At 68.0% G+C, this 25,473-nt stretch carries 28 protein-coding genes; 19 read left to right on the top strand and 9 right to left on the bottom strand.

What is annotated here, in order from left to right:
• The first annotated feature begins 84 nt into the window (after positions 1–84).
• Positions 85–1,149 carry a class II fructose-bisphosphate aldolase gene (gene fba, locus V9K97_RS23770; RefSeq protein WP_258502908.1) on the top strand — a complete coding sequence of 355 codons (1,065 nt, stop codon included), beginning with the start codon at positions 85–87 and terminating at the stop codon, positions 1,147–1,149.
• A 103-nt stretch (positions 1,150–1,252) separates the two neighbouring features.
• Positions 1,253–2,158, top strand: a complete 906-nt coding sequence (locus tag V9K97_RS23775; RefSeq protein ID WP_258502906.1) for a phosphoribosylaminoimidazolesuccinocarboxamide synthase — start codon at positions 1,253–1,255, stop codon at positions 2,156–2,158.
• A 28-nt stretch (positions 2,159–2,186) separates the two neighbouring features.
• On the opposite strand, the gene V9K97_RS23780 is transcribed toward V9K97_RS23775, so the two are convergent.
• From V9K97_RS23780 to V9K97_RS23795, 4 genes are all read right to left on the bottom strand, one after another.
• Positions 2,187–2,639 carry an META domain-containing protein gene (locus V9K97_RS23780; protein WP_258502905.1) on the bottom strand — a complete coding sequence of 151 codons (453 nt, stop codon included), beginning with the start codon at positions 2,637–2,639 and terminating at the stop codon, positions 2,187–2,189.
• 64 nt (positions 2,640–2,703) lie between these two features.
• On the bottom strand, positions 2,704–4,002 hold the full coding sequence (locus tag V9K97_RS23785; RefSeq protein ID WP_337321138.1) for a type II toxin-antitoxin system HipA family toxin: 1,299 nt from the start codon (positions 4,000–4,002) through the stop codon (positions 2,704–2,706).
• A 41-nt stretch (positions 4,003–4,043) separates the two neighbouring features.
• On the bottom strand, positions 4,044–4,352 hold the full coding sequence (locus tag V9K97_RS23790) for a helix-turn-helix domain-containing protein (protein WP_126748556.1): 309 nt from the start codon (positions 4,350–4,352) through the stop codon (positions 4,044–4,046).
• A 125-nt stretch (positions 4,353–4,477) separates the two neighbouring features.
• Positions 4,478–5,398: a tetratricopeptide repeat protein gene (locus tag V9K97_RS23795; protein ID WP_337321116.1), complete on the bottom strand. Its 921-nt coding sequence runs from the start codon at positions 5,396–5,398 to the stop codon at positions 4,478–4,480.
• A gap of 36 nt (positions 5,399–5,434) precedes the next feature.
• Between V9K97_RS23795 and purE the strand changes: the two genes are divergently transcribed.
• The 3 genes from purE to V9K97_RS23810 are packed head-to-tail and all read left to right on the top strand — an operon-like array spanning position 5,435 to position 8,174.
• On the top strand, positions 5,435–5,986 hold the full coding sequence (gene purE, locus V9K97_RS23800; protein WP_337321117.1) for a 5-(carboxyamino)imidazole ribonucleotide mutase: 552 nt from the start codon (positions 5,435–5,437) through the stop codon (positions 5,984–5,986).
• Positions 5,983–7,176 (top strand): 5-(carboxyamino)imidazole ribonucleotide synthase, encoded by a 1,194-nt coding sequence (locus V9K97_RS23805; RefSeq protein ID WP_337298315.1) that lies wholly within the window; start codon positions 5,983–5,985, stop codon positions 7,174–7,176. Before purE ends, V9K97_RS23805 begins: the two co-directional genes overlap by 4 nt.
• Positions 7,173–8,174, top strand: a complete 1,002-nt coding sequence (locus V9K97_RS23810) for an L-threonylcarbamoyladenylate synthase (protein ID WP_157616346.1) — start codon at positions 7,173–7,175, stop codon at positions 8,172–8,174. The genes V9K97_RS23805 and V9K97_RS23810 overlap by 4 nt, the downstream gene beginning before the upstream one ends.
• A gap of 11 nt (positions 8,175–8,185) precedes the next feature.
• Here V9K97_RS23810 and V9K97_RS23815 read toward each other — a convergent pair whose 3' ends face one another.
• From V9K97_RS23815 to V9K97_RS23825, 3 genes are all read right to left on the bottom strand, one after another.
• Positions 8,186–9,751 (bottom strand): alpha/beta hydrolase family protein, encoded by a 1,566-nt coding sequence (locus V9K97_RS23815; RefSeq protein WP_337321140.1) that lies wholly within the window; start codon positions 9,749–9,751, stop codon positions 8,186–8,188.
• A gap of 167 nt (positions 9,752–9,918) precedes the next feature.
• On the bottom strand, positions 9,919–11,349 hold the full coding sequence (gene dacB / locus V9K97_RS23820; protein ID WP_337321118.1) for a D-alanyl-D-alanine carboxypeptidase/D-alanyl-D-alanine endopeptidase: 1,431 nt from the start codon (positions 11,347–11,349) through the stop codon (positions 9,919–9,921).
• A gap of 7 nt (positions 11,350–11,356) precedes the next feature.
• Positions 11,357–11,944, bottom strand: coding sequence for a GDP-mannose pyrophosphatase (locus V9K97_RS23825; RefSeq protein ID WP_337321119.1), 588 nt, complete (start codon positions 11,942–11,944; stop codon positions 11,357–11,359).
• 80 nt (positions 11,945–12,024) lie between these two features.
• Between V9K97_RS23825 and V9K97_RS23830 the strand changes: the two genes are divergently transcribed.
• From V9K97_RS23830 to pyrF, 6 genes are read left to right on the top strand one after another with little or no spacing between them, the layout of a single operon-like run.
• On the top strand, positions 12,025–12,789 hold the full coding sequence (locus tag V9K97_RS23830) for a DeoR/GlpR family DNA-binding transcription regulator (RefSeq protein WP_337298318.1): 765 nt from the start codon (positions 12,025–12,027) through the stop codon (positions 12,787–12,789).
• Between the two features lie 47 nt (positions 12,790–12,836).
• Positions 12,837–13,856, top strand: a complete 1,020-nt coding sequence (locus tag V9K97_RS23835; protein WP_337298319.1) for a DMT family transporter — start codon at positions 12,837–12,839, stop codon at positions 13,854–13,856.
• Positions 13,849–14,565 (top strand): tRNA (adenosine(37)-N6)-threonylcarbamoyltransferase complex dimerization subunit type 1 TsaB, encoded by a 717-nt coding sequence (gene tsaB, locus V9K97_RS23840; protein WP_337321120.1) that lies wholly within the window; start codon positions 13,849–13,851, stop codon positions 14,563–14,565. The genes V9K97_RS23835 and tsaB overlap by 8 nt, the downstream gene beginning before the upstream one ends.
• 7 nt (positions 14,566–14,572) lie before the next feature.
• Complete coding sequence (rimI, locus tag V9K97_RS23845; protein ID WP_337298321.1) at positions 14,573–15,115, top strand: ribosomal protein S18-alanine N-acetyltransferase; 543 nt, start codon at positions 14,573–14,575, stop codon at positions 15,113–15,115.
• Positions 15,112–15,921, top strand: coding sequence for a uracil-DNA glycosylase family protein (locus V9K97_RS23850; protein ID WP_337298322.1), 810 nt, complete (start codon positions 15,112–15,114; stop codon positions 15,919–15,921). Before rimI ends, V9K97_RS23850 begins: the two co-directional genes overlap by 4 nt.
• A 32-nt stretch (positions 15,922–15,953) precedes the next feature.
• Complete coding sequence (gene pyrF, locus V9K97_RS23855; RefSeq protein WP_337298323.1) at positions 15,954–16,778, top strand: orotidine-5'-phosphate decarboxylase; 825 nt, start codon at positions 15,954–15,956, stop codon at positions 16,776–16,778.
• A gap of 3 nt (positions 16,779–16,781) precedes the next feature.
• Here pyrF and V9K97_RS23860 read toward each other — a convergent pair whose 3' ends face one another.
• Positions 16,782–17,516, bottom strand: coding sequence for a helix-turn-helix domain-containing protein (locus V9K97_RS23860; protein WP_258502883.1), 735 nt, complete (start codon positions 17,514–17,516; stop codon positions 16,782–16,784).
• Positions 17,517–17,657: 141 nt separating this feature from the next.
• Between V9K97_RS23860 and V9K97_RS23865 the strand changes: the two genes are divergently transcribed.
• The 7 genes from V9K97_RS23865 (at position 17,658) to V9K97_RS23895 (ending at position 24,100) form a co-directional block, all read left to right on the top strand.
• A complete protein-coding gene (locus tag V9K97_RS23865; protein ID WP_337298324.1) occupies positions 17,658–18,515 on the top strand; it encodes a hypothetical protein in 858 nt (285 codons plus the stop codon).
• A 14-nt stretch (positions 18,516–18,529) separates the two neighbouring features.
• Entirely contained in the window at positions 18,530–20,488 is a 1,959-nt protein-coding gene (locus V9K97_RS23870; RefSeq protein WP_337298325.1) for an MFS transporter, read from the top strand.
• A 156-nt stretch (positions 20,489–20,644) separates the two neighbouring features.
• Positions 20,645–21,148, top strand: coding sequence for a YiaA/YiaB family inner membrane protein (locus tag V9K97_RS23875; RefSeq protein WP_337298326.1), 504 nt, complete (start codon positions 20,645–20,647; stop codon positions 21,146–21,148).
• Between the two features lie 54 nt (positions 21,149–21,202).
• Positions 21,203–21,670: a hypothetical protein gene (locus tag V9K97_RS23880; protein WP_337298327.1), complete on the top strand. Its 468-nt coding sequence runs from the start codon at positions 21,203–21,205 to the stop codon at positions 21,668–21,670.
• Positions 21,667–22,470 (top strand): DUF2145 domain-containing protein, encoded by an 804-nt coding sequence (locus V9K97_RS23885; RefSeq protein WP_443304086.1) that lies wholly within the window; start codon positions 21,667–21,669, stop codon positions 22,468–22,470. Before V9K97_RS23880 ends, V9K97_RS23885 begins: the two co-directional genes overlap by 4 nt.
• 49 nt (positions 22,471–22,519) lie before the next feature.
• Positions 22,520–23,629 carry a zinc ribbon domain-containing protein gene (locus tag V9K97_RS23890; protein WP_337321121.1) on the top strand — a complete coding sequence of 370 codons (1,110 nt, stop codon included), beginning with the start codon at positions 22,520–22,522 and terminating at the stop codon, positions 23,627–23,629.
• 90 nt (positions 23,630–23,719) lie between these two features.
• A complete protein-coding gene (locus V9K97_RS23895) occupies positions 23,720–24,100 on the top strand; it encodes a DUF3597 domain-containing protein (protein ID WP_337321123.1) in 381 nt (126 codons plus the stop codon).
• 68 nt (positions 24,101–24,168) lie between these two features.
• Here V9K97_RS23895 and V9K97_RS23900 read toward each other — a convergent pair whose 3' ends face one another.
• Positions 24,169–24,957 (bottom strand): SDR family NAD(P)-dependent oxidoreductase, encoded by a 789-nt coding sequence (locus tag V9K97_RS23900; RefSeq protein ID WP_337321125.1) that lies wholly within the window; start codon positions 24,955–24,957, stop codon positions 24,169–24,171.
• Between the two features lie 126 nt (positions 24,958–25,083).
• On the opposite strand from V9K97_RS23900, the gene V9K97_RS23905 reads away from it, so the two are divergent.
• Positions 25,084–25,467, top strand: a complete 384-nt coding sequence (locus V9K97_RS23905; protein WP_337321127.1) for a hypothetical protein — start codon at positions 25,084–25,086, stop codon at positions 25,465–25,467.
• The last annotated feature ends 6 nt before the right edge of the window (positions 25,468–25,473 follow it).

Raw genomic sequence — 25,473 nt, forward strand, 5'->3', positions numbered from 1 at the left:
CCCACAAGGGGGCTCGATAGAATTGCGGCAGTTTTCTCTCGTCTTTCCGCCTTCTTTTTCCCCTATTTCCGCGAGGTATTTCCCATGGCACTCGTCTCGATGCGCGAACTGCTGGATCACGCAGCCGCCAACGGCTACGGCATTCCGGCCTTCAACGTCAACAACCTCGAACAGGTCCAGGCCGTGATGGAGGCCGCCAAGGAAACCGGCGCGCCCGTCATCCTTCAAGCCAGCGCCGGTGCCCGCAAATACGCCGGTGAAGCCTTCATCAAGCACCTGATCCAGGCCGCGATCGAGCAGTACCCGAACATTCCGCTGGTCATGCACCAGGACCACGGCCAGAGCCCGGCCATCTGCCAGGGTGCCATCGACCTCGGCTTTTCCTCCGTGATGATGGACGGTTCGCTGCACGAAGACGGCAAGACGCCGGCTTCCTTCGACTACAACGTCGACGTGACCCGCAAGGTCGTGCAGCTGGCGCACAAGGTCGGCGTTACGGTCGAAGGCGAACTGGGCTGCCTGGGTTCGCTCGAAACCGGCATGGCCGGCGAGGAAGACGGCATTGGCGCCGAAGGCGTGCTCGACCACTCCGCGCTGCTCACCGATCCCGAGGAAGCCGCCCAGTTCGTGAAGGCCACGCAGCTCGACGCGCTGGCCATTGCCATCGGCACCAGCCACGGCGCCTACAAGTTCACCCGCAAGCCCACGGGCGACATCCTGTCGATTTCGCGCGTGAAGGAAATCCACGCCCGCCTGCCCAACACCCACCTGGTGATGCACGGCTCGTCGTCGGTGCCGCAAGACCTGCTCGAGATCATCCGCAAGTACGGCGGCAACATGAAGGAAACCTACGGCGTGCCGGTCGAGGAAATCCAGGAAGCCATCAAGTACGGCGTGCGCAAGATCAACATCGACACCGACATCCGCCTGGCCATGACCGGCGCGGTGCGCAAGTTCCTGGCCGAGAACCCCGAGAAGTTCGACGCCCGCGAATGGCTCAAGCCCGCGCGCGAAGCCGCCAAGCAGATCTGCAAGCAGCGCTACATCGAGTTCGGCTGCGAAGGCCAGGGCGCCAAGATCAAGGGCGAGACGCTGCAAGTGGTCGCCGCCAAGTACGCCAAGGGCGAGCTCGCGCAAGAAGTGGTCTGAAGAAGAAACTTTTTCCGCGATTCGCAGGCCACCGTTCGCGGTGGCTTTTTTCTGCGCGCACAATCCGTTTTCCCCGTCACCCGTTTCCGCACAGCATCGCCCCATGACCACCGTCCACACCTCCTCCATCCAGAGCCTGCCCCTGCTTGCGCGCGGCAAGGTGCGCGACAACTACGCCGTCGGCGAAGACCGCATCCTGATGGTCGCGAGCGACCGGCTCAGCGCCTTCGACGTGATCATGGGCGAGCCGATTCCGGGCAAGGGCGAAATCCTCACGCAAATGGCGCTGTGGTGGTTCGAACGGCTTGGCCAGCTGTGCCCCAACCACCTGACGGGCGAAGCGCCCGAGAGCGTCGTCACGGCCGAAGAAGTGCCGCAGGTAACTGGCCGCTCGATGCTGGTCAAGCGCCTGACGCCGATTCCGGTCGAGGCGGTGGTGCGCGGCTACCTGGCCGGCAGCGGCTGGAAGGAATACCAGGAAAGCCGCTCCGTGTGCGGCGTTCCGCTGCCCGAAGGGCTTACCAACGCAAGCAAGCTGCCGCGCCCGATCTTCACGCCCGCCGCCAAGGCCGCGGCCGGCGAGCACGACGAGAACATCAGCTACGACCGCGTGGTCGAGATCGTCGGTCCCAAGCTGGCGCAGCAAATTCGCGAGACCAGCCTCGAGATCTATGAAACCGCCGCGCAGATCGCTCTCACCAAGGGAATGATCATTGCCGACACCAAGTTCGAGTTTGGCCTGGACGAAGCCGGCACGCTGGTGCTGATGGACGAAGTGCTCACGCCCGACAGCTCGCGCTACTGGCCGGTCGAGGGCTACCAGGCCGCGCTGGCCGCCGGCGCCAACCCGCCGAGCTACGACAAGCAGTTCGTGCGCGATTGGCTCGAGGCCACCAAGATCAACGGCAAGCCCTGGGACAAGACGCCGCCGGCGCCGCGCCTGCCGGCCGAAGTGATCGAGAAGACCGCGGCCAAGTACCGGGAAGCGCTGGAGCGCCTTACCGGCTGAGCTCGCTGGGTAGCCGGCTCCGGCCGCCTCAGCGGCTGGCCGAGTTCAGCGTTGCCACCGTCCGGCCGCTTGCGTCGAGCAATGCAAGCCGCCCCGGGCCGGCCAACCGATAGGTGGCGGCGGCCTGCAGCGCCGAGATGAATTGCGCTTCATTCGCGCCGCGCACAGGGTCCGCGCAGGCCATGCGGGTAGAGGCCAGTTGGCCGATGCGCAGCGTGCTGCCGCTACGCGTGAACGACCCCGACACCCGGTTGCAGCCGCCCGATCCGCTGACGCGGCCACTGCTGCGGTCGAATTGGATCTGCGCATCGCCGCCGGGCGCCACGGGCTCGTTGCCCAGCTGCACGAGGCGCCAGACCGGCCCCTCGATCGGTTCGTCCAGGCTGATGCCGCTGCCGCAACCGGACAGCGCGGCCCCGAGGACGACGGCCGCGAAAACGGGAAGCGCGAGGCGGGCGCGGTGGCGGGCGAGGAAACGCATGGCCGGTTTTCCTTCTTCTCAATTGCAACAAGTTGAATCGCCCGCAATCGTATTCGACGCCGGCCTAGCTCGCCAATGCCGTACCGCCTGCCAGGCGTGCGCGAACGCAGGTCCGCACGCTGGCTGGTGTGGCCGGGTCGTCGAGCAGCGCGGGCCATTCGGCCTGCGCTTGGCGCACGCTATCGCGCGCGATGGCCATGAGCCGGGACGGGCGCAGCAGCCCGGCCGCGCGCAGCAGCGCTTCGAGCGCCGGCCAGTCGAAGGCGCGCAGGCGTGCATCGATGGCGCGGTTGACCGCGTAGTCGACCGCCGGCACGTCTTCGAAGAAAGCCGCCACGCACACCGGGTCGTAGAGCGGCGCCAGCACCGGCGCCACGCCGTCGGGGTAGCGCAATGCCCAGTTCTTCAGGTGGGCGTCGCTGTTGCCCAGCAGGATGAAAGCCACGATGCGCCGCACGCATTCGCGCACGTCGGCCACCGGGTGGGGCGACAGCCGGTCCAGCACGCGCAGCATGGCGGGCCAGTCGACGTTGAGCCCGCGGCCGTACTTCTGGCGCGGCTCGTACTGCAGCACCTGCGCGAACTCTTCCATGTGGATGCGGCCGCCGTCGGCCGTGCGGTCGAAGCGGCGCACGGCAAGGATCTGTCCGAACGGCACCTGCTCGGGCAGGTCGGCTTCGGTGCGCTCGATCACGCTGGCCTCGGCGCAGTCAAGGCCGAGTGCGCCGCACAGGCGATAGCCGGTGTGCTCGTTGGCCACCAGGTCGGGGTGGCGCGTGGTCGGCAGCTTGAGGATGAATGAGCCGGCCGCACCATGGCGCCGCACCACGTAGCGCCGGCCATCCTGCACGGCGGAGAATTTGGTCACCACGCCCGGAATGGCGGCCGCGTCTTCCACCGGCAGTTCGACGAAGCCCGGTTCGAGCACGTCCAGCCCGAGCGCGGTGTGCCAGTGCCGGACCGTGTCGGGAATGCCTTCGGCCGTGGGCACGGGCTCGACCTCGAGCGCGCCCATCAGGTCGTGGCCGGCGGCGGCCAGCAGCTCGAATTCGTCGTCCGCGCTGCAGCCGCGCTGCAAGGCCAGGCGTTCGCGGTTGTGCCCCTCGGGCAGCAGGTTCTGAAAGTAGCTTGGCCAGTGGCCGTCGCTGCGCGACACCCGGGCGTCGCGGGCCGAAGCCAGGATGGCCCGGGTCGCGGCCTCGTCGGCGCCCCGGTAGGCCAGCGAGAGCGTGGGGCGTGCCGGATCGGCGATGTAGGCCTCGTCGAACGACACGCGAAGAATGTCGCCGTACTGCGAGAGATAGCCGATGGCACGCCGCCGGCCCGCGGCCTGTGCATTGCCGCCGGGCGCATGCAGGTACATCCGCAGATAGCGGATGCCGGTGTTGAACGCGGCGCTGGTGCTCACCGGCCTTCGTCAGCCAGGCTCTGTGCAATGGAGGGTGGTGCGCCTGCGCCTGCCGGCTGGCCGAGCAGCCGGCCACCCGATCGCACGAAGTCCTCCAGTTGCGGGCGCAGCGCGGCGGGCACCGTCATGAGCTCGAGCCCCAGCACGCGCGCCATTTCGAGCAGCGTTGAAAGCCGTGGATCGATCTGGCCGCTTTCGATGCGCTGCACCGTCATGCGCGAAAGGCCGGCTTGGGTCGCCAAGGCCTCCTGGCTCAGGCTCGCTGCCTTCCGGGCCTTTTCGAGTTCTTCAGTGAGTTGGATCATTAGCGTACGCTTTTACGTCGAATTGAGTAGTAATGATATCTATATGAGGCTAGGAAGGGCAATAAAAAAGCGACTCTCCAGTCGCTTTTCTATCTAATTGCTCATTGCAATGAGCAATTCGTTGCTCAACTCAACACCACGCTGCTGAGCCGGCGGCGATATGTGGCCACCAGCGGATCGTCCGGCGGAATCTGCCCGTCGGCCACTTTCACCTTCGGCGGCTCGATGAGATCGAGGATCGCGATGTAGGTCTTGCGCGCGAGTTCTTCGTTCCAGCTCTTGTCGCGCATCAGGATCTCGAGCAGTTCGTCCATGGCGTCGGTCCAACGCTGTTCGGCCATCAGCAGGCGGGCGCGGCCGAAGCGGGCGTCGAAGTCGCGCTTGCCGGCGGCAATCTTGGCGTCGAAATCAGCCAATGACGGCGCGGCTCCGGATGCCGGCGCCGCAAAGTCGATGGCGTCCATCCAGCGCTGCAGCGAATCGAAGCGGCGCACCAGCGTGGTCTTGGCGATGACGGGGGCGAAAGCCACCTTGGCATCGTCGATGCGGCCCTCTTGCAGCAGCAGCTTGATGTAGTCGAAGCGCGCATCGTCGTTGGCCGGGTCGGTGGCCACCGCATGCTGCAGCCGCTCGAGCGCGCCTTCGGTGTCGCCCTCGGCCAGCGCTTCCTGGGCCGCAGCCTCTTCCGAAGCCGCCTCGACCTCTTCGGCGCCGGGCACGTGCTTGTCGAGGAATTCGCGGATCTTGTCGGCCGGAATGGCGCCGACGAAGCCGTCGACCGGCTGGCCGTCCTTGAACATCACGCAGAACGGAATGCTGCGCACGCCGAACATCTCGGACAGCTGCGACGAAATCTGCGGCACCTTGTCGGCGTCGAGCTTGGCCAGCGTGAAGCGGCCGGCGTACTCGGTTTCGAGCTTTTCGAGCACCGGGCCGAGCTGTTTGCACGGTCCGCACCATTCGGCCCAGATGTCCAGCAGCACCGGCGTGGCGACCGAGCCTTCGACCAGTTCGGCCTGAAAATTTTCGAGAGTGATGTCGATCATCGGAACCAGCTGGGGGTGAAACGTAAAATTGAAACCATGAACGAAACCATTCAGGTCGGTGTAGTGATGGGCTCGAGCTCCGATTGGGAGACGATGCGCAACGCGGTCGAGATTCTCCAGCAATTCGGAATCAAGCACGAAGCGAAGGTGGTCTCGGCCCACCGCATGCCCGATGCGCTCTTCGCGTACGCCGAAAGCGCCGCCGGGCGCGGGCTTACCGCCATCATCGCGGGCGCGGGCGGCGCGGCGCATCTGCCGGGCATGCTGGCCTCCAAGACCACCGTGCCGGTGCTGGGCGTGCCGGTGGCCAGCCGCCACCTGCAGGGGGTCGATTCGCTCTACAGCATCGTGCAGATGCCCAAGGGCGTTCCGGTGGCGACTTTTGCCATCGGCAATGCGGGAGCGGCCAACGCGGCGCTGTTCGCCGTGGCGATGCTGGCGGTGAACGATCCGGCGCTGCGCGCCCGGCTCGACGCCTTCCGCATCGCGCAAACCGCCGCGGCCGAGGCCATGACGCTGCCGCCGCCTCCCGCGGCGGATGCCGGCGCTGTATCGCCTTTTTCGCCGCAAGGCGGGGGTGCCCTGTGAGCAAGAACGACCTTCCCATTCTTCCCGGCGCCACGCTCGGTGTGCTCGGCGGCGGCCAGCTAGGCCGCATGTTCGCGCACGCCGCCCAGCGCATGGGCTACTTCACGGCCGTGCTCGATCCCGACGCCGACAGCCCGGCGGGCCGTGTGAGCCACCACCACATCCATACCGACTACGCCGACGTGGACGGCCTGGCGCGGCTCGCGGGCCTGGCCGACGCGGTGACGACGGAGTTCGAGAACGTGCCCGCGCCGTCGCTCGACAAGCTGTCGGTCGCCCGGCCCGTGGCGCCCGACGCGGCGGCCATTGCCATCGCGCAGGACCGCATCGCCGAAAAAGCCCATTTCACCCGCTGCGGCGTGGCGTGCGCGCCGTACGCCGTCATCGAGACGGCGGCGCAGCTTGCCGCCGGTGAGGACGGGCTGCTACCCGGCATTCTCAAGACGGCCCGCCTCGGCTACGACGGCAAGGGCCAGCAGCGCGTGTCCACCCGGGCCGAGCTGATCGACGCCTGGCAGGCCGCGGGCTGCGTGCCGTGCGTGCTCGAAAAGCTGCTGCCGCTCGAGTTCGAATGCTCGGTGATCGTGGCGCGCGGCCGCGACGGGCAGATCGTGCACTTTCCGCCCCAGCGCAACCTGCACCGGGGCGGCATCCTGGCCGTGACCGAGGTGCATGCGCAGAACATGCCCAAGACGGTGGCGCAGGCCGCCATCAACTCGGCAAAGAGCATTGCCACCGGGCTCAACTACGTGGGCGTGCTGTGCGTCGAGTTCTTCGTGCTGACCGACGGCTCGCTGGTCGTGAACGAAATGGCACCGCGGCCGCACAACAGCGGCCACTACACCATGGAGGCCTGCGACGTGTCGCAGTTCGAACTGCAGGTGCGCACCCTTGCCGGCTTGCCGCTGGCCCCGCCGCGGCAGCACAGCCCGGCGATCATGCTGAACCTGCTGGGCGACCTGTGGTTCACCGCCGAGGGCGGTGACAAGCCGGCGGCGCCGCGCTGGAGCGACGTGCTCGCGCTGCCTGGCGCACACCTGCACCTCTACGGCAAGGTCGAACCGCGACGCGGCCGCAAGATGGGCCACATCACCTTCACCGGCGCCACGCTCGAGGGCGTGCGCGCCGCGGCGTCACAAGCCTCCACACTGCTCGGCCTGCCGGCGCTCACGGCGGCCGACTTCGCATGATTCTCGACGGCCAGTCTCCCCAGGCGATTGCCGAAGCCGCGCGCGTGCTGCGCGCGGGCGGGCTGGTCGCATTCCCGACCGAAACCGTCTATGGCCTGGGCGCCGATGCCACCAGCGACATGGCGGTGGCCGGCATCTTCAAGGCCAAGGGGAGGCCTTCGGACCATCCGCTGATCGTTCACGTGGCGGCCGGCATCAAGGGCACCGAGGCGCTGTCGCGCTTTGCGCAGCCGCTTCCGCCGTTCGCGCAGAAGCTGGTGCAGGCCTTCTGGCCCGGCCCGCTCACGCTGATCGTCACGCGCCAGCCCGGCGTTGCGGCCGCGGCGGCGGGCGGGCAAGACACCATCGGCTTGCGCTGCCCTTCGCATCCGGTGGCGCAGGCGCTGCTCGAGGCCTGCGCCGAGCAGGGCGTCCCCGGCCTAGCGGGGCCCAGCGCCAACCGGTTCGGCCGCGTGAGCCCGACCACCGCGCAGCATGTGTTCGACGAATTCGGCGATTCGCTGCCGGTGGTCGACGGCGGTGCCTGCGAGGTGGGCATCGAGTCGACCATCATCGACTGCAGCCGCGGCGCGCCCGTGCTGCTGCGGCCGGGCCTGATCACGCGCGCGCAGGTCGAGGCCGCGCTGGGCGAGCGCCTGAGTGACCGCGAGGTGCTCGAAACGCCCGATCCGCGCGCCCCCGGCACGCTGGAGGCGCACTACGCCCCCAATGCCAAGCTGCGGCTGATGGATGCCAAGGCCATCCAGACCGGGCTCGACGTGCTCGGCGCCGGCGCCGCGAACATCGCGGTGTGGACGCGCACCGGAGTGCGCAGCCATTCGCAGCGCGTGCTGCAGCGGCGCATGCCCGACGACGCCGCGGCCAGCGCGCACCAGCTGTTCGCGGTGCTGCGCGAATTCGACGCGCAAGGCGTCAAGCTGATCTGGGTCGAGACGCCGCCGGACACGCCCGAGTGGGAAGGCGTGCGCGACCGCCTTCAACGCGCGTCGATGGGCTGACCCCTCAAGGGTTAACCGCCGGCGGCCAGCACGCCCTGGAAGAAGCCGCGCGCCGAAGCCAGGCAGAACGGCGGCGCCAGCGTGCCGTGATAGGCCAGAGTGACCGCCCGCGCCTTGTCGGCCTCACTGCCTGGGCTGTTCTGCGCGAGGATGCTCTTGGCCTGCGCAAAGCCGGCGCGCGCGGCGGAATAGGCGTCGGTGATGGCGTTGTCTTCCAGGTCGACCACGGTCAGCGCGGCGGCGGGCATGCCCCGGGCGCGGAAGTAGCCGGCGGTGGCGCGGGTGCTCAGGAAGTTGACGGTCGGGTCGTTGGCGCCGCCGCACATGAGCACCGGCCGGGTCGGCAGCCAGTTGCGCAGGTCGTTGGCGCGCGCCGCCTTTCTAAAGCCCACGGCCGGCCGGCAATCGAGCGGCGAAGTCGTGCTGAGCGAACTCGCCGTGGGAGGCAGCGCATTGCCCGGGCAGGGGTTGGCCTGGATGTCGCTGGCCGCCTGCGTCAGGTAGCTCTGGCGGATCAGGTTGTTGGCGCCATAGAAGATCGATAGGTCGGGGCTCACCGGCCCCGGCGTGGCGCCCGCCGGAAAGAGCGCCAGCTGCGGCAGCTTTCCATTGGCAAAAAGCGTGGTGATCGGCGTCAGGCTCGGCAGCAGGGTGTCGATGCCGGCGGCGTACTGCGATTCGTAGATGTCGCTGGTGCTGCCGTACACGTCGCCGAACTGCTGCTGCCAGCTGGCCGAGAGCAGCGGCACGAACAGCGTGCTCCCCAGCGCCGGCCAGCCCTGGAAGGTGTAGTCCGCCAGCAGCCCGATGGCTGAGGGAGCCGAGAGCGGCGCCGACGCCGTCACCGCCTTGCCCGTGTTCTGCATCTCGCGGTGCGCTGCCATCGCCACGTAGCCGCCCTGCGAATAGCCGGTGATCAGCAGCGAGCCCGCATCGGTCGCGTTGATGCCCGAGAAGGTCTTGCGCGCCGCGGTGAGCGCATCGACCATGTCCTTGCCTTGCTGGTCGCCGTTCAGGTACGGGTGATAGGGCAGCGTCGACTTGTCATAGCCCGCGTAGTTGGGTGCCACCACGATGTAGCCCTGCGCCGCGAACATGGCGGCAACCAAAAGGCCTTCGCCGGCCGCCGGCTGGCCGGCTTCGGTCCACTTGGCGATGTTGAAGTTGCGCGCGGCGGTGGTGCCGTGGGCATACAGCACCACCGGCCGCGCGCCGTTGCAGGCCACGTCCGCGCCGGAGGGCACCATGACCGCGGCCGTGGCGTTGGTGGCTTCGTTCTTGCCGCCGATGGTGCGGTATTCGAGATAGCGCGTCTCGATGCCGCACTTGGGCGTGCCGGTCACCTGAAGCAGCGCTCTGCCCGAAGCATCGGCCTCGAGCAGCGACCTGAACTGGTCGGCGGTCAGCTTCGACGCCTGCTCGGGCGGGTCCGTCACGACGGAGCCTCGGCCCGTATCCGTCGCGGGCGGAGGAAGGCCGATTCCGATGCCGCCTCCACCACCACCGCCTCCTCCGCCGCAGGCCGCCAGCAGCAGCGCGGCGCCGGTGAGCGCCGCCGATGCCGCCCTTTTTTGCATCGAGAGGCGGGAAGATTGTTGCGGTGTCTTCAAGGCGTTTCTCCTGTGTTGCACGGGTGTCGAATCGAACGGGCGTCCGATTCTGTGCAGCGCCCCAGCCGCGCGCAAGCGGCTATCACCTACAGAAGTTTTCAGTACACGGTGCGGCGGGCTAGGCGACCAGGCGCCTAGTTGTCTTGATATGCCCAGTCGACCAGCGCATCGAAGGCAGCGCGCGCAGCGCCCGCGTTCTCGCCGTTGGCAATGGCCACCAGCACGTAGCGCCGCCCGCTCGCGCCATGCACGTAGCCAGCCACGCCCGACGAGTCGCGCAGCGTGCCGGTCTTCAGGTGCGCCGCGCCGCCCGAGCGCAGCGCGCGCCGCTTGAGCGTGCCGTCCACGCCCGAGGCGGGCAGCGACGACACCAACTCGGGCATCACCGGCGAGCGCCACGCGACCTGCAGCATCTTGCCGAGCGCCGCGGCGCTGATGCGCTCTTCGCGCGACAGGCCCGAACCGTTGTCGAACACCGGCTGCCCCTCGCCCGTGCCGATGCGGTCGCGCCACCACTGGCCCAGCGCATTGCGCGACGCCTCGAAGGTGCCGCGGTTCTTTTGCGTGAGGCCGAGCGTCAGGAACACCTGCTGCGCCATCACGTTGTTGCTGTACTTGTTGATGTCGCGAATCACCTCCGCGAGCGGCGGCGAGCCGAACTCGAACACCGGCTTCAGGCCCGGCGGCACCCGGCCGTCGCGCATCTGCCCGCCGACGCGGCCGCCCATCTCGGCCCACATGCCGCCGACGGCGCGCAGCCCGTAGGTGCGCGGGTCGGCATAGGCCACGGCCCAGCTTTTCTCGCCGCAGGCCGCCGGAAGGGTGCCGTTGAACCGGATGCGGTTCGGGTCGCTGAAGTCGGGCCTGATCGCCGCGCGCCAGTCGCCGCATTCGCCGGGCGCCAGCGCGATGGTGGGCTGCATGGACACGCTGGCGAGCGGGGGCTCGTAGTTGATGCGCGCGTGTTGCCCGCCACGCTCGGGCGTGAAGGTCATGTTGACCGACTTGAAGTTGACCAGCAGCGCGTCGGGCGAGGCGTTGTAGGGCCGCAGCGGCTCGCCGTCGAAGGCGGCGGGGTCGTTCTCGGCCGTGTTCTCGAAGGTGCTGCGGTCCAGCACGATGTCGCCGCTCACGGTGGTAATGCCCAGGCCCTGCACGCGGCGCAGCAGCAGCCACACGCGCTCGAGCACGAGCTTGGGGTCGCCCTGGCCCTTGATGTAGAGGTTGCCGTTGAGCACGCCGTTGCTCACCGTGCCGTCGACGTAGACCGGCGTGTTCCAGCTGTAGGCCGGGCCGAGCAGGTCGAGCGCGGCGTAGGTGGTGACCACCTTCATGATCGATGCGGGGTTCACCGGCACCTGCGAGCGCCACGCCAGCCGCGGCGGGCGCACGCCGTCGGCGTCGGCCACCAGCATGGTCACCGAATCGCGCGGCACCTTGGCGCGCGCGAGGGCGGTCTCTACTTCGGTCGGAAAGGCTTGTTGCGCGTAGGCGCCGGAAGCGAAAAGCGTGGCGAGGCACAGCGCACAGACGGGCCGGAGGAAGGAGAGACGAGGAAGAACCATCGGCCGATTATCTCGGCGGAAAAACATGCAGCTGCGCGTGGTACAGCAGCATGACGGTCTTGGCATCGGCAATGCGCCCGTCCGCCACCATGGCCAGCGCCTCGTCGATGCCGAGTTCGAGCACCTCGATGTCCTCGCCCTCGTCGGCCAGGCCGCCGCCATTGCCCACGCGCATCGAAGGCTCGTACTCGGCGATGAAGAAGTGCAGCTTCTCGGTCACCGAGCCCGGGCTCATGAAGGTTTCGAAAATCTTCTGCACCGCGCCGAGCCGGTAGCCCAGTTCTTCTTCCACCTCGGCGCGAATGCGCTCCTCGGGCGCCGCGTTGTCCAGCAGGCCGGCGGCCGCTTCGATCAGCAGGTCGTCGTGGCCGTTGACAAAAGCCGGGTAGCGAAACTGCCGCGTCAGCAGCACCGTGCGCCGGGCCCGGTTGTAGGGGAGCAGCGTGGCGCCGTTGCCGCGGTCGTAGGTTTCGCGGTGCATGCGCTGCCACTTGCCGTCGTTGCGCCGCCAGTCGAAGGCGGTGGTCTTCAGCGTGTACCAGTTGTCGGAAAGCAGGGTGGCTTCGTGCACCCGGACGCGGTCTTGAAGGGTCATGGCGCAAAGCATATGCGCTGATTCGTGCAAAAACAAGAAAATTCGTGCAATCTGCGGCTTGGCCGGATACGATCGCACCGATGCTTACCCGCCAGCGCAAACAACACATCCTCTCGGTCCTGCGGCGCGACGGCAGCGTTGTCGCGAAGTCGCTCAGCGAGGAGCTCGCGTTGTCGGAAGACACCATTCGCCGCGATCTGCGCGAGCTCGCCGCCGAAGGGCTGCTGCAGCGCGTGCACGGCGGTGCGCTGCCGCTTGCCAGGGCCGAGGCCGACTTTGCGGGCCGCCTGCAGCTGGCAACCGCCGAGAAGGTGGCCATCGGCCGTGCCGCTGCGCGATTGGTGCGGCCGGGGCAGGTGGTGTTCATCGATGGCGGCACCACGGCCGTGCAGATGGCACGGCACCTGCCCGAAAGCCTGCGTGCCACCGTGGTGACGCACAGCCCCTCGGTGGCGGTCGAGCTGGCTGGCCACGTCGCCGTCGAGGTGGTGCTGATCGGCGGGCGGCTTTTCAGGCATTCGATGGTGGCGGTGGGCGCCGCGGCCATGGACGCCATCTCGCGCATCCATGCCGACACCTTCTTCATGGGCGTGACCGGCGTGCAGGCCGAAGCCGGGCTGACGACCGGCGATGACGAAGAGGCGGCGATCAAGCGCGCGCTCATGGCGGCGGCGGCCGAGACGGTGGTGCTGGCCTCATCGGAAAAAATCGGCGCCGCTTCGGCCTGGGTGATCAACCCGGTTTCCGCCGCTACCAGCCTGCTGGTGTCGCCGGAGGCGCCCGCCCCCGCGCTGGCGGCGCTGCGCAAGGTGGGGCTGGCCATCTTGCGCAGCGACGGCGGCTGATTCGCCCCTGGCCGGCGGGGCGGCGGCGGGCCCTCGATAATCGGGGGATGCCTGCCACGCCCCGTTTTTCGCCCCGCACGCTCGGCATCGGCGCGGCCGTGGTCACCGTGCTGGTCTGGACCGCCTTCATCGTCATCGCCCGGGCCTCGGCCGGACGCTCGCTCACGCCTTTCGACCTGGCCTTGGCGCGCATCTGCGGCGCCAGCATGGTGCTGGTTCCATGGGGTGCGTGGCTGGTCATGAAGAGCCGCCGCGAACAGCAAGGGGGCACGGCCTCGTCGCTGTTCGGGCTTTCGCCTCTTTCCCTGCGCGTCACAGCCACCGCCGGCGTCTTCGGCGGGCTCGCCTACGCCATGCTTGCGTACAGCGGCTTCTTCTTTGCGCCCGCGGGCCATGCCGCGGTGCTGATGCCGGGCAGCCTGCCGCTGTGGACCACGCTGCTGGCCGCTTTGGTGCTGCGCGACCGCATCACCCCGGGCCGCGCTTTCGGCCTGGCGCTGATCGTTGCCGGCGACCTCATGGTCGGCGGCCGCAGCCTGCTGCACGCCTTCGAGGGCGGTGAGGTCTGGAAGGGCGACCTGCTTTTCATGGGCGCAGCGTTCTGCTGGGCCTGCTACAGCGTGGTGGCACGCCGCCATGGGCTCGACGCCGTGCGCGCGACCATTGCCATTACCGTGTTCGCACTGCTCACCTATGTGCCCGTGTACAGCCTGCTGGTGGCGGGCGGCGCGGTCGTGAGCCACATCGGCTCCGCCCCTTGGGGCGAGGTGGCGTTTCAGATGCTGTTCCAGGGCATCGGCTCGGTGGTGATCTCGGGCATTACCTTCACGAAGATGATTCAATATTTCGGCCCGGTGCGCAGCACCATGATCACGGCGCTGGTGCCCGGCCTCTCGGCCTTCGGCGCGGTGATCTGGCTCGACGAGCCGCTGTACTGGAACCTGATCGCCGGCCTGCTGCTGGTGACCGCCGGCATCCTGTTCGGCGTGCAGAAGGCCGCCGGAGCGCGCAATGCCGCAGTGCCCGCGGTTCCGGCTGCCGCAGCCATGGGGCGCCACGATGCATAGGCTCCTGGCTTTCGACACCAGCACCGAACACCTGTCGGTGGCGGTGCGCCACGGCGAGCGCCTGTTCACGCACAGCGGCGCTGGCGGTGCGCAGGCGTCGAGCACGTTGATCCCGCTCATCCTGCAATTGCTGGCCGAGGCCGGGCTCGAGCTGGCCGCGCTCGACGCCATCGCCTTCGGCCGCGGGCCGGGTTCCTTCACGGGCCTGCGCACCGCCTGCTCGGTGGCCCAGGGGCTGGCCTTCGGCTCCGGTGTGCGATTGCTGCCGGTCGACACCCTGCAGGCCGTGGCCGAGGAAGCGCGCCATGCCTTCGGCGCCCGCCAGGTGGTTGCGGTGCTCGATGCGCGCATGGACCAGCTGTATGCCGCCCGCTACGACTTCGAAGGCGGCGGCGAACTCGGCGCGTTGCAAGGCAACGACAACGAGCCGCTGCTGCTGGCCCCCGAGGCGCTCGAAGTGCCCGCCGGCTGGTCGCTCGCCGGCAATGCCTTTGCAGCCTACGGCCCGCGCCTGGCGCCGGCGGCAGCGCGCCACGAGGTGCTGCCGACGGCCGCCGCCATGCTTCGGCTCGCCCCGGCGCTGCTGGCCGCCGGACGCACTGTGGATGCGGCACATGCCTGGCCGCTGTATGTTCGCGATAAAGTGGCGCAAACCACGGAAGAGCGTGCCGCCATCAAGGCGGCCGCGGTTGCGATTTCACCAGTGTGACCCACCCATGAGTGCCGTTCTCCAGCCCGTCGAAGCCCGACTCGAACCGCTCACCATCGAGCGGCTCGAGGCTGTCTGCGCGGTGGAGCACACGGCCTACAGCCATCCCTGGACGCGCGGGAATTTCATCGATTCCATGGCCGTTGGCTACCACTGCCAATGCCTGCTCGCGCCGGTGTCGCTGCCGAACCTGGCCACGCCGGTTACCAGCCTCGGCGAAACGCTGATCGGCTACTACGTCGCCATGAAGGGCGTCGACGAGGTGCATCTGCTCAACATCACCGTGGCGCCGGCTTTCCAGCGCCAGGGCTGGGCGCCGTTGATGCTCGAGGCGCTGACCGGGTGGTCGCGCGGCGAAGGCGCGCAGTGGCTGTGGCTCGAGGTGCGCGAAAGCAACCAGCGCGCGCTCGACATTTATGTGCGCCAGGGTTTCCGCAGCGTCGGCGTGCGCAAGGGTTATTACCCGGCGCATGAGGGCAAGCGCGAAGACGCCGTGGTCATGAGCCTGAGATTGAACGAGACAGGCTCCGCCTGGGGAGCCTTGCGATGAGTGCGGTACAGACATTGAAGCTCGACGCGCGCCAGCGCGCGATGCTCGACGAAATGGGCGTGAAGGTCTGGTGGCCGATGCCCGAGGTCGTCGAGGCGGCACCCGTTGCCGCAGAGGCACAAGCAGTTGTCGCAGAGCCGCCGCCCGTCGACGAGCGCGAACCGTACGTCGCCGAAACGCCCGTGGCCGCGCCTGCGCATGCACCGGTCGCAAGGCCCGCAGCGGCACCGGCGCCGGTCGCTCGCCCAGCAACTGCACCTGCCGCGGCACCGCTCGCCCATGGCGCCGCCGTGCTGGTCGAAACGCCCCGTCGCCTCTATGCCGAGGCCGGAAGCACCGAGTCGGCCCAAGGCGGCTGGCTGGTCGTGGCCGACATGCCGCCCGAAGCCGACGGTCGCCACGGCGAGCCCTTTGCGGGCGACGCGGGCAAGCTGCTCGACAACATGCTGCGCGCCCTCAAGCTGCACGATGGCAAGACGCCGGTGCACCTGATGCGCACGCACCGCGGCGTGGCAGCCGGCCAGCCCGGCAGCCCGCGCCCGATGGCCGAGGCTTTCGAGGAACATGCCGCCGCGCTGGCGCCCAGCATGGTGCTCGCCATGGGCCCGCTGGCCGCCCAAAGCCTGATGCAAAGCACCGACCCGCTCGGCAAGCTGCGCGGCCGCGCCGTGCCGCTGCACTCGGTCAACGGCGTGCCGGTGGTGGCCACCTACCACCCGGCGTACCTGCTGCGAAACCCCGCCGACAAGGCGCGCGCCTGGGCCGACCTGTGCCTGGCAGCCGACCAGCAAATGCCGTCGAAATAAGCGGCGGCCGGCGGGTCCTTAAAATCGGCCCCATGACTTTCCTCGACAAGCTGGCCACCGCACAGCAAAAAAACGGTTCGTTGCTCTGCGTGGGGCTCGATCCGGAGCCAGCCAAGTTCCCGGGGCAACTCAAGGGCGACGCGAGCCGCATCTATGACTTCTGCGCGCGCATCGTCGACGCGACGGCCGACCTGGTGATTGCCTTCAAGCCGCAGATTGCCTACTTCGCGGCCCACCGCGCCGAAGCCCAGCTGGAGCAACTGATGGAGCACATGCGCCGCAATGCGCCCCATGTGCCCGTCATCCTGGACGCCAAGCGCGGAGACATCGGCTCCACCGCCGAGCAGTACGCCATCGAGGCTTTCGAGCGCTATGGCGCCGACGCGGTCACGTTGTCGCCCTTCATGGGCTTCGACTCCGTGGCGCCGTACCTCAAGCACGAAGGCAAGGGCGCCTTTTTGCTGTGCCGTACCAGCAACCCCGGCGGCTCCGACCTGCAGGGCCAGCGCCTCGCGGACATCGAGGGCCAGCCCTTTCTCTATGAGCACGTCGCCAAGCTCGCGCAAGGCCCGTGGAACCTCAACGGCCAACTCGGCCTCGTGGTGGGCGCCACCTATCCGGCCGAGATCGAACGCGTGCGCGAACTCGCGCCCACGGTGCCGCTGCTGATTCCGGGCGTCGGCGCCCAGGGCGGCGACGCGGTAGCCACGGTGCGCGCGGGCTGGCGCGCCGATGCGCCGATCATCGTGAACTCGTCCCGCGCGATCATCTACGCGTCGTCGGGCGACGACTTTGCCGCCGCGGCGAAGAACGCCGCGCGCACCACGCGCGACGCGCTCGAAGCTGCAAAGCCCTGAGGTTCAGGCGCGGCGGAGCCGCGTGAAGGCTTCGAACTCCCAATTCCGCATGCCCAGCAGCAGCGTGTAGCCCTCGCGGTCCTTGGCCGAGAGCTTCTGGTCCGTCTGGTGCTGCTGCGCAAAGTCTTGCGCCACGCGCTGCAGGCGCTCCAAAAACGCCGGTGCCAATGAGCGGCTGATGGAGCCGTGCACCAGCAACAGCCCCTCGGCCGGCCCGTCGAAGCCGCCGCGGTAGTAGTCGAGCACCACGTTTTCGCGAAAGAACTCCATCACCGGGCCGTGCGGCCGCCAGCGGAAGGTCTTGGCCAGCTTCAGCCGGTAGCGGTTGAGCGGCCGCAGCTCGATGATGCCGATGCGGTCCAACTGCGCCAGGAAGCCGATGCATTCCGCCTCCGTGATCCGGTACGAGGCCACGATCTGCTCCAGCGTCCACTGGCTCAGCACGCTGATGGCCACCAGCAGCAGCTTCTTGTCCTTGACCACCGCCCTTTCCTGCTCCTGCGTGAGCTCCTTCAACAGCGGCTGGGCGTCGGCCACGCGGCGGGCCAACTCGGCAAAGTCGATCTTGAGCGCACGGCAGATCGCGTCGACGCGCGAAAGCGGCATGTCGCTCTTGGCCAGCATGCGCTTGACGCTGGATTCCGCCATGTCGAGCGACCGCGCCAGGTCGGCGTAGGTCATGCGGGCGCTCTTGAGTTCGTTCTTGAGGGCTTGGACGAGGTCGACGGTGGTGCTCATGAAAGGTGGCTTGTGCGGAGAGGGGTATCGAAAAAGGATACCGAAAGGTGTGAATTAATACCTCGTATCGATTCTCGATGCCTACAGAGAGGCTGGCAACTAAATTCCGCGGCTCGTACCACCCAACCAACGAGGCCCGCCATGTTCCTGCCCACTCTCAGCCGCCGCGAACGCGGGCTGCTCTTCACCTTTGCGCTGCTTGCGCTTGTGGCTTTGTTCGGCCCCGCGCTGCCCGCGGCCGATGTGGCAATTGCCTCGGTGTTTGCAGACAACCGCGCCTGGCACGGCCTGCCCAATGCCATGGACGTGCTGAGCAACCTGCCGTTCCTGCTGATCGGCTGCTGGGGCCTGTACCGGCTCAACCGCATCGACCGGGCCCATCAGCAGGCGCTGGCCCAGTTTCCCCTGGCACCCCCGGCCAGCGACCCGCCGGACAACACGCTCGATTGCGCCTGGCTGTTCTTCGCCGGCCTGATCGCCACCGCGGCGGGCTCCGCCTTCTATCACCTGCTGCCGGACGCACCCCGCCTTGCGGCCGACCGCGCCGGCATGGCCGTGGCCTTTGCCGGGCTGATCGGCATTGCGGTCTGCGAACGCGTGAGCCAGCGCGCCGGCTGGCCGGCCGCCTGGTTCGTGCTGACCACGGGCCTGCTTGCGGCCGAGGTGGTCCAGGAGACCGGCAATGTCCTGCCCTGGGCCCTTGTGCAGTTCGGCGGCATGGCGCTGGTGCTGACGCTTGCGCTGGCCACGCCGATGCGCGGCGCGGTCGGCCTCAAGCTGGGCTGGGTGATCTTCTTCTATGTGGTGGCCAAGGCCTTCGAGCTGGCGGACCACCAGATCTACGAGGCCTCCGGGCACCTGATCTCCGGCCACAGCCTGAAGCACCTGGTGGCGGCGCTCGCGGGCTTGCCGGTTCTGGCGGCACTCCGGAAGCTCGATATGGGCTGGCGGGCAACGTTGCTGCGGCACAATCCCGACGCAGCCGTCGTAACGGCCTGAGGAGAATTCTTCGAATGACAACCCCCGCCGCTGCTGCGACTGCCGCCACCGCGCCCCACGAGGCGAACGCGCACGCCAACCAGTTCGCCCTTCTCAAGCAGCGGCGTTTCGCGCCTTTCTTCTGGACGCAGTTCGCGGGCGCGGCGAACGACAACCTCTTCAAGTTCGCCTTCACCGTCATGGTGACCTACCAGCTCCAGCTGAGCTGGATGCCGCCGGCCATGGCGGGCCTGGTGATCGGCGCGCTTTTCATCCTGCCGTTTCTGCTGTTCTCCGCCACGGCGGGCCAACTCACCGACAAGTTCGACAAGACGAAGATCATCCGCTTCGTGAAGAACTTCGAGATCGCGATCATGCTGATTGCGACATGGGGCTTCATGCGCGCCGATGCGGTGGTGCTGCTGGGCTGCGTGTTCCTCATGGGCCTGCATTCCACGCTGTTCGGCCCGGTCAAGTTCGCCTACCTGCCGCAGGTGCTCGACTCGCGCGAGCTCACGGGCGGCAACGGCATGGTCGAGATGGGCACCTTCGTCGCCATCCTGCTCGGGCAAGTGGCGGGCGGGCTGCTGGTGGCGCTGCCGCAGATCGGCCACACCACGGTGGCGGTGGCCTGCGTGCTGCTGGCACTGGTCGGACGCGGCGTGGCGCAGGCCATTCCGCAGGCGCCGGCCACCGACCCCGGGCTGGTGATCAACTGGAATCCGTTCAGCGAGACGTGGCGCAACCTCAAGCTCGCGCACGGCAACATCGTGGTGTTCCGCTCGCTGCTGGGCATTTCGTGGATGTGGTTCTTCGGCGCCGTCTTTCTGAGCCAGTTCCCCAGCTTCGCGAAAGAAGTGCTGCATGGCGACGAGCAGGTGGCCTCGCTGCTGCTGGTGGTGTTCTCGGTGGGCATCGGCATCGGCTCGCTGCTGTGCGAGACGCTGAGCCGCCGGCAGGTGGAAATCGGCCTGGTGCCGCTGGGCGCCATCGGCATGAGCGTGTTCGCCATCGACCTGTACTTTGCATCGCGCGGTCTGCCGCCTTCCGCCGGCATGGGGCTGGGCGCCTTCATGGGCCAGCCCGCGCACTGGCGCGTGATGGCCGACCTGGCGCTGCTGTCGCTCTTCGCGGGGCTGTACAGCGTGCCGATGTATGCGCTGATCCAGCTGCGCAGCCAGCCGACGCATCGCGCGCGCATCATCGCGGCCAACAACATCCTCAACGCGCTGTTCATGATCGGCAGCTCGGTGCTCGCGGGCGCATTGCTCGGCGCCGGCTTCACCATTCCGCAGATCTTCCTGTTCACCGGCATTGCCAACGCGGTGGTGGCGTTCTACATCTTCATGCTGGTGCCGGAGTACCTGCTGCGCTTCATTGCGTGGATGCTGTCGCACTTCGTCTATCGCTTCGAGATCAAGGGCGACGAGCACATTCCCACCGAAGGCGCGGCGGTGCTGGTGTGCAACCACGTGAGCTTCATCGACGCGATCTTGTTGATGGCGGCGAGCCCACGGCCCATCCGTTTCATCATGGACCACCGGATCTTCAAGGTGCCGGTGCTCGGCTGGCTGTTCAAGCTGGCCAAGGCCATTCCGATCGCGCCGCAGAAGGAAGATCCCGCCGCCTACGAAGCCGCCTTTGCCCGCGCGTTGCAGGTGCTGCGCGAGGGTGACCTGCTGGCGATCTTTCCCGAGGGCGCCATCACCCGCGACGGCCAACTGCAGCCGTTCAAGGGCGGCGTGATGAAGATCATCGAAAGCGCGCGCGCCGAAGGCATCGAGCCGCCGGTGATCCCCATGGCGCTGACCAACCTCTGGGGCTCGTACTTCAGCCGCATCGAGTTGCGCGGCGGACAGAACGTGGCCATGGCCAAGCCGTTCCGCCGCGGTTTCTTCAGCCGCGTGGGGCTGAACGTCGGCCATGCGGTGCCGCCGGTCGAAGTGCAGCCCGAGGCGCTGCAGCAGCGCGTGAGCGGGTTGCTGGCAGCCTGACGCGCAGAGGCACGGCCTCGCCGGCGCGCAAGGCGCCGGAAAGTATCTTGGTGGGATACCAATAGCGGCTCAAACCAGAACTGGTCGAAGCATTTGATCCTCGCGGCGCGGGGGCGAACCATCATTCGCCCACCTTCACTACGCCGCGAGGCATTCATGCAACCCTTCCCTTCCACCACCGTTTCGATCCAACGCGATACGCGGGCCTGGCAGCTTCAGGTCTGGGCTTCTTTCGCCATTGCCGTGTTCCTGTGTGCCACCGGCTTGAGCTGGCTGCCGGGCGAGGCGCTGGACCGCGCGTTCATGGTGATGGGCTATGTGTTCTGCCTGAGCACCGCCTTCATGCTGGCCAAGTTCATCCGCGACAACCAGCACGCGGACGCCGGTGGCACCGCAGGCCGCGACGTGCCGATGTGGCGCCTGGTGGTCTGGGGCAGCTTCTTCACCGCCATGGGCCTGACCGGCTGGGGCTTGATCCGCATGGAGATCAACGATGCCTACAAGGCCTTCCTGGGCGTGAGCTGGCTGTTCCTGATCAGCTCGGCCTTCACGCTGGCCAAGACGCTGCGCGACCGCCACGAAGCCGACCTTGTCGAAGCGCGCCTGCAAGGCCGCCGTGCCGCGCGCCAGGAAGCGGCCGCCGCCGGCTCGACCGAATGAGCGCGGCTTCCTTCACTTCGCTTTGACCCGCACTTCAACCAACGAAAGACCGTCATGAAAAAGTCGATTGCTGCTCTCCTCGCCGCTGCCTGCACCGCCTTCGCCGGTACCGCGCTTCCCCTTCATGCCCAGGCCCAGAATCACGCTTCCGAGGCTTCGGCAGCCCTCTCGCTGCTGCCGGTGGCGTCGGTGGTCGGGGCTGCATCCGCCGTTGGGGCTTCGGCTACGGCAGTGGTCGCGGTGCCTGCCGCGCTTTCGGTGGGCGGCTCGGTGCTCACCGTGGTGGCGGTCGAGGCTTCGGCCGACGGTACCGTCTACGTGCTGGAGCGCGCTTCGGACGGCGCACGCGCCAGCATCAAGGTCATGGGCCGCGCCGCCAACGGCGTATCCGCCTCGGTCGGCACCGGCGTGCTTGTCAGCGTGATCGGCACCGGCATCGTGCTGTCCGCCGCGGGCGACGTGCTGGCCTTTGTGCCCAATGCCATTGGCCGCGCGCTGTTGCACAACGAGAGGCTGTCGTGAAGCGCACTCTCGTCGAGGCGTTTTTTCCGGCGCTCCTGGCGCTTGCAACGGCGCTGCCGCTGCAAGCGCAGGCCGGCCGCTCCTGCGAGCAGGCCAGGCCGACGGCAGAGTTGATTGTCAAGGGCATGCAGCTGGCCGAGCACACGTCGCAGCAGCTGGATGCGAGCGGCGCCCGCGTCGTGCTGCTGGCCCGCGCCGGACAAGACCTGAGCAAGTACGGCCTGCGCTATTCGCACCTGGGCATCGCCTACAAGACCGAGCAAGGCCCGTGGCGCGTGGTGCACAAGCTCAACCAGTGCGGCACGGCCGTGGCCGCGGTGTACCGGCAGGGGCTCGGCGAGTTCTTTCTGGACGACCTCTGGCGCTATGAGGCGGCCTGGGTGGTGCCCACGTCGCATGTGCAGGCCCGGCTGCTGGCCGCGCTGCAAGAGCCGCCGCCCCGCATCGTGCGGCTGAACGTGGCGCCCTACAGCATCGTGAGCTACGTGTGGGGGCAGAAGTACCAGCAATCGAACCAGTGGGCCGTCGAGACGCTGGCCGCGGCCATGGAGCCCGCAACCATCGGCAACCGCGGGCAGGCGCAGGCGTGGATGCTGTTCAAGGGCTACGAACCGACGACACTGCGGCTCGGCCCGCTCACTCGTCTGGGCGGCCGAGTGGGATCGGCCAATGTGGCCTTCGACGATCACCCGAACGACAAGCGGTTCTCGGACCGCATCGAAACGGTCACGGTCGATTCGGTGTTTGCATGGCTGCCGCGCGCGGGGCTGGGTGCGGCGCCGGTGGCTTTCAAGCTGTAGTTGCAACGGGAGCGTGCGCGCTTCAGAAGAAAAAAAGAGGAAAAAACAAATGAGCAAGTCATTGCGTCTGTCCGAGAAGTGGTTTCGCCGCGGCCTGTGGCTGGTGGCCCTGGTGTTCGCGAGTTTCCTGATCGGGCTCGGCGGCACCGTCGTGGGCGATCTGCCGCGGGTCGAGCGGGCGCTCGAACTCGACGACTTCATCGACCGCGCCGCGGCAGCGCCGCTGCGCGAGACCATCAAGGCAGCGGAAAAGACCGAACTGGCCGCGTCGCGGGAGCTCGAGCAGATCGGCCTGCAGCTCAGTGCCGCGCAGCAGGCGAGCGCCAACGCCCGCGAGACCTTCGGCAATTGGATTGCCACGCGGCGCGCCACCGCGCAGCCCGACCAGGACACGGAGCTCATCGCGCGCACCAAGGCGCTCGACGCGCTCAAGAACAAGGAAGACGCCGTGCAGCGCAAGGTGGATGCGCAGCACCAGATCGTGGTCGATGCGCGGCAGGGCGAGCAGCGTGCGCGCGAATCGCTGGCGGTGCTGGAGCGCGACGCACAGGACAAGCTGGACGCCGAGTACCGCCGCGTCGAATTGCGCGTGTTCGGCTACCGGCTTGCGCTCACGCTGCCGCTGCTGGCGGTGGCAGGCTGGCTGTTCGTGAAGAAGCGCAAGGGCACTTATTGGCCCTTTGTCTGGGGCTTCATCTTCTTTGCGCTGTTCGCTTTCTTCGTCGAGCTGGTGCCCTACATGCCGAGCTACGGCGGCTACGTGCGCTACGTGGTGGGCATACTGGTCACGGTGCTCGTGGGGCGCTACGCCATCGTCGCGCTGAACCGCTACCTTGCCCGCCAGAAGCTGGCCGAGCAGCAGCCCGACCAGGTGCGGCGCGAAGAGCTCAGCTACGACACCGCGCTCACGCGGCTCGGCAAGAACGTGTGCCCCGGCTGCGAGCGGCCGGTGGACCTGAAGAACAACGAGATCGACTTCTGCCCGCATTGCGGCATCGGCTTGTTCGACCACTGCGGCCAGTGCGACACCCGCAAGAGCGCGTTCTCGAAGTTCTGCCACGCCTGCGGCACGTCCGCTGCGCCGCAGGTGCCGCTCGCATCGGCCGCGGAGTCTGCGGATTCGTTCACATCCGGCGCGGCGGTTCGGCCCGCCGTGTAGCGGGGGCGCCGCAGGGCCGTGCTACAACGTCCGGCGGCGACACAACTGTTGCCGCAAGTTTTCAGTTCTCAACATTGACGGAGCACACGCATGAGCATTTTCGGCAGCATTCTTTCCAAGATCTTCCCGTCCGCGAACGCCGCCACCGCCCCTGCTGCTCCGGCAGCACCGGCGCCCTCCGGCGCACCCGCCGCCGCGGCACCGCCGGCGGCCATCACCGTGGTCGACGTCGAGGCGCTGCTCGACGGCATGCCCGGCGCAAGCAGCCTGAACTGGCGCACTTCCATCGTCGACCTGATGAAGCTGCTCGGCCTGGACAGCAGCCTGGACGCACGCAAGCAGCTCGCGGCCGAGCTCAGCTATGGCGCCGACACCAGCGACAGCGCCAAGATGAACATCTGGCTGCACCGCCAGGTCATGACCAAGCTGGCTGCCAACGGCGGCAAGGTGCCGGCCGAACTGCGCGACTGAGCATCGTCGCCAACCCAGCAAAAAGCCCGGCATGCCGGGCTTTTGCGTTGAAAAATCAGCAACAGGGCTTAGGTCCACCCGGCGTCCACCACGAAATCCTGCGCGGTGCACATCCTCGAGTCGTCGGCGGCCAGGAACAGGGCCATGGCGGCAATGTCTTCGGCCATCACGCGGCCCGGCAGGCACTGCGCGGCATCGATCTCGGCGCCGGACTCGGGCTTGACCCACAGCTTGATCTGCCGCTCGGTCATGACCCAGCCCGGCACGATCGAATTGACGCGAATGTTCTCCTTGCCCAGGTCTCGCGCCAGCGACCGCGTGAGCCCGCGCGCGGCCGCCTTGCAGGCCTGGTACACGGGGTAGCCCCGGCCCTTGATCATCCAGCTGATCGAGCCGAAGTTGATGATCGAGCCGCCGCTCAGCGCGCGCATGTCGTCCGCAACCGCCTGCGCGGCGAAGAACTGGTGCTTGAAGTTGACGGCCACGAGCCGGTCGAAATCTTCGCTGGTCACGTCGGCCATTTCATGGCGACGGTCGTTGGCCGCGTTGTTCAGCAGCACGCCGATGGGGCCGAACTGCGCGCGCACCGCCGCAATGGCGGCGCTGAGGGCCGAGGTGTCGGTCACGTCGCATTCGCAGAACAGCACCGGGTTGCCGTCCTGGAGCTGGCCCGCGAGCGCACGGCCCGCCGCGGCATCGAGGTCGCAGAAGCCGACCTTCGCGCCTTGGTTGTGGAAGGCCCGCACCAGCGCTTCGCCGATGCCGGTGGCGCCGCCGGAGATGAACACGGTGCGGCCGGCCAGCGAGGGGTAGCGGGCGGTGTATGCGGTAGGTGGTGATGAAGAAGCGGTGGTCATGGCGTTTAGCGTAGCGGATGTACGTCTGCAGGCGAACCCGGTTTAGTCCTGCGTACCTCCGGTGTACGTGGCGTATGGCTTCCGGCATGTGGGCAGCGGGCGCCTGCGTGGGTAGGCTTGTCGCCCATGAACATTTCCTACCGTCGCCGCGCGCTGAGCGGCCTTTCCGCCCTGGCGCTTCTACCCTTGGCAGCCGCCGTGCGGCCCGCCTGCGCCCAAGCGCCGGCGCCGATCCAGCTCTTCAAGCTGGTCTCGCCGAAAGACGAAATCATCGTCGGGGTGGAGGCGGCGCAACTCGGCACCGGAGCCGGGCCCGGCGTGCAGCGCCTGGCCGAGCTGCTGTCGGCCAAGGGGCAGCTCACGCTTTGGCAATACGCATCGCAGAAAGATGCCGCAGGTGCGCTGGTGCAGGCGCCGCTGCGCCAGGTGGCCGTCTTCAAGAACGACCTGCTGCGCATCGAGCCGTACGCCACGCCGCTTGCCGTCAAGGCCCCCGCCGCTGCAAAGTAGAGCGAG

It is taken from the genome of Variovorax sp. CCNWLW186 (assembly GCF_037203865.1).
Lineage (GTDB): Bacteria > Pseudomonadota > Gammaproteobacteria > Burkholderiales > Burkholderiaceae_C > Variovorax.

What these genes read in the sequence shown, in the direction of transcription:
- fba (WP_258502908.1), top strand. Translation starts at nt 85, where the DNA reads ATGGCACTCGTCTCGATGCGCGAACTGCTGGATCACGCAGCCGCCAAC.
- V9K97_RS23775 (WP_258502906.1), top strand. Translation starts at nt 1,253, where the DNA reads ATGACCACCGTCCACACCTCCTCCATCCAGAGCCTGCCCCTGCTTGCG.
- V9K97_RS23780 (WP_258502905.1), bottom strand. Translation starts at nt 2,639, where the DNA reads ATGCGTTTCCTCGCCCGCCACCGCGCCCGCCTCGCGCTTCCCGTTTTC.
- V9K97_RS23785 (WP_337321138.1), bottom strand. Translation starts at nt 4,002, where the DNA reads ATGTACCTGCATGCGCCCGGCGGCAATGCACAGGCCGCGGGCCGGCGG.
- V9K97_RS23790 (WP_126748556.1), bottom strand. Translation starts at nt 4,352, where the DNA reads ATGATCCAACTCACTGAAGAACTCGAAAAGGCCCGGAAGGCAGCGAGC.
- V9K97_RS23795 (WP_337321116.1), bottom strand. Translation starts at nt 5,398, where the DNA reads ATGATCGACATCACTCTCGAAAATTTTCAGGCCGAACTGGTCGAAGGC.
- purE (WP_337321117.1), top strand. Translation starts at nt 5,435, where the DNA reads ATGAACGAAACCATTCAGGTCGGTGTAGTGATGGGCTCGAGCTCCGAT.
- V9K97_RS23810 (WP_157616346.1), top strand. Translation starts at nt 7,173, where the DNA reads ATGATTCTCGACGGCCAGTCTCCCCAGGCGATTGCCGAAGCCGCGCGC.
- V9K97_RS23815 (WP_337321140.1), bottom strand. Translation starts at nt 9,751, where the DNA reads ATGCAAAAAAGGGCGGCATCGGCGGCGCTCACCGGCGCCGCGCTGCTG.
- dacB (WP_337321118.1), bottom strand. Translation starts at nt 11,349, where the DNA reads ATGGTTCTTCCTCGTCTCTCCTTCCTCCGGCCCGTCTGTGCGCTGTGC.
- V9K97_RS23825 (WP_337321119.1), bottom strand. Translation starts at nt 11,944, where the DNA reads ATGACCCTTCAAGACCGCGTCCGGGTGCACGAAGCCACCCTGCTTTCC.
- V9K97_RS23830 (WP_337298318.1), top strand. Translation starts at nt 12,025, where the DNA reads ATGCTTACCCGCCAGCGCAAACAACACATCCTCTCGGTCCTGCGGCGC.
- V9K97_RS23835 (WP_337298319.1), top strand. Translation starts at nt 12,837, where the DNA reads ATGCCTGCCACGCCCCGTTTTTCGCCCCGCACGCTCGGCATCGGCGCG.
- tsaB (WP_337321120.1), top strand. Translation starts at nt 13,849, where the DNA reads ATGCATAGGCTCCTGGCTTTCGACACCAGCACCGAACACCTGTCGGTG.
- rimI (WP_337298321.1), top strand. Translation starts at nt 14,573, where the DNA reads ATGAGTGCCGTTCTCCAGCCCGTCGAAGCCCGACTCGAACCGCTCACC.
- V9K97_RS23850 (WP_337298322.1), top strand. Translation starts at nt 15,112, where the DNA reads ATGAGTGCGGTACAGACATTGAAGCTCGACGCGCGCCAGCGCGCGATG.
- pyrF (WP_337298323.1), top strand. Translation starts at nt 15,954, where the DNA reads ATGACTTTCCTCGACAAGCTGGCCACCGCACAGCAAAAAAACGGTTCG.
- V9K97_RS23860 (WP_258502883.1), bottom strand. Translation starts at nt 17,516, where the DNA reads ATGAGCACCACCGTCGACCTCGTCCAAGCCCTCAAGAACGAACTCAAG.
- V9K97_RS23865 (WP_337298324.1), top strand. Translation starts at nt 17,658, where the DNA reads ATGTTCCTGCCCACTCTCAGCCGCCGCGAACGCGGGCTGCTCTTCACC.
- V9K97_RS23870 (WP_337298325.1), top strand. Translation starts at nt 18,530, where the DNA reads ATGACAACCCCCGCCGCTGCTGCGACTGCCGCCACCGCGCCCCACGAG.
- V9K97_RS23875 (WP_337298326.1), top strand. Translation starts at nt 20,645, where the DNA reads ATGCAACCCTTCCCTTCCACCACCGTTTCGATCCAACGCGATACGCGG.
- V9K97_RS23880 (WP_337298327.1), top strand. Translation starts at nt 21,203, where the DNA reads ATGAAAAAGTCGATTGCTGCTCTCCTCGCCGCTGCCTGCACCGCCTTC.
- V9K97_RS23890 (WP_337321121.1), top strand. Translation starts at nt 22,520, where the DNA reads ATGAGCAAGTCATTGCGTCTGTCCGAGAAGTGGTTTCGCCGCGGCCTG.
- V9K97_RS23895 (WP_337321123.1), top strand. Translation starts at nt 23,720, where the DNA reads ATGAGCATTTTCGGCAGCATTCTTTCCAAGATCTTCCCGTCCGCGAAC.
- V9K97_RS23900 (WP_337321125.1), bottom strand. Translation starts at nt 24,957, where the DNA reads ATGACCACCGCTTCTTCATCACCACCTACCGCATACACCGCCCGCTAC.
- V9K97_RS23905 (WP_337321127.1), top strand. Translation starts at nt 25,084, where the DNA reads ATGAACATTTCCTACCGTCGCCGCGCGCTGAGCGGCCTTTCCGCCCTG.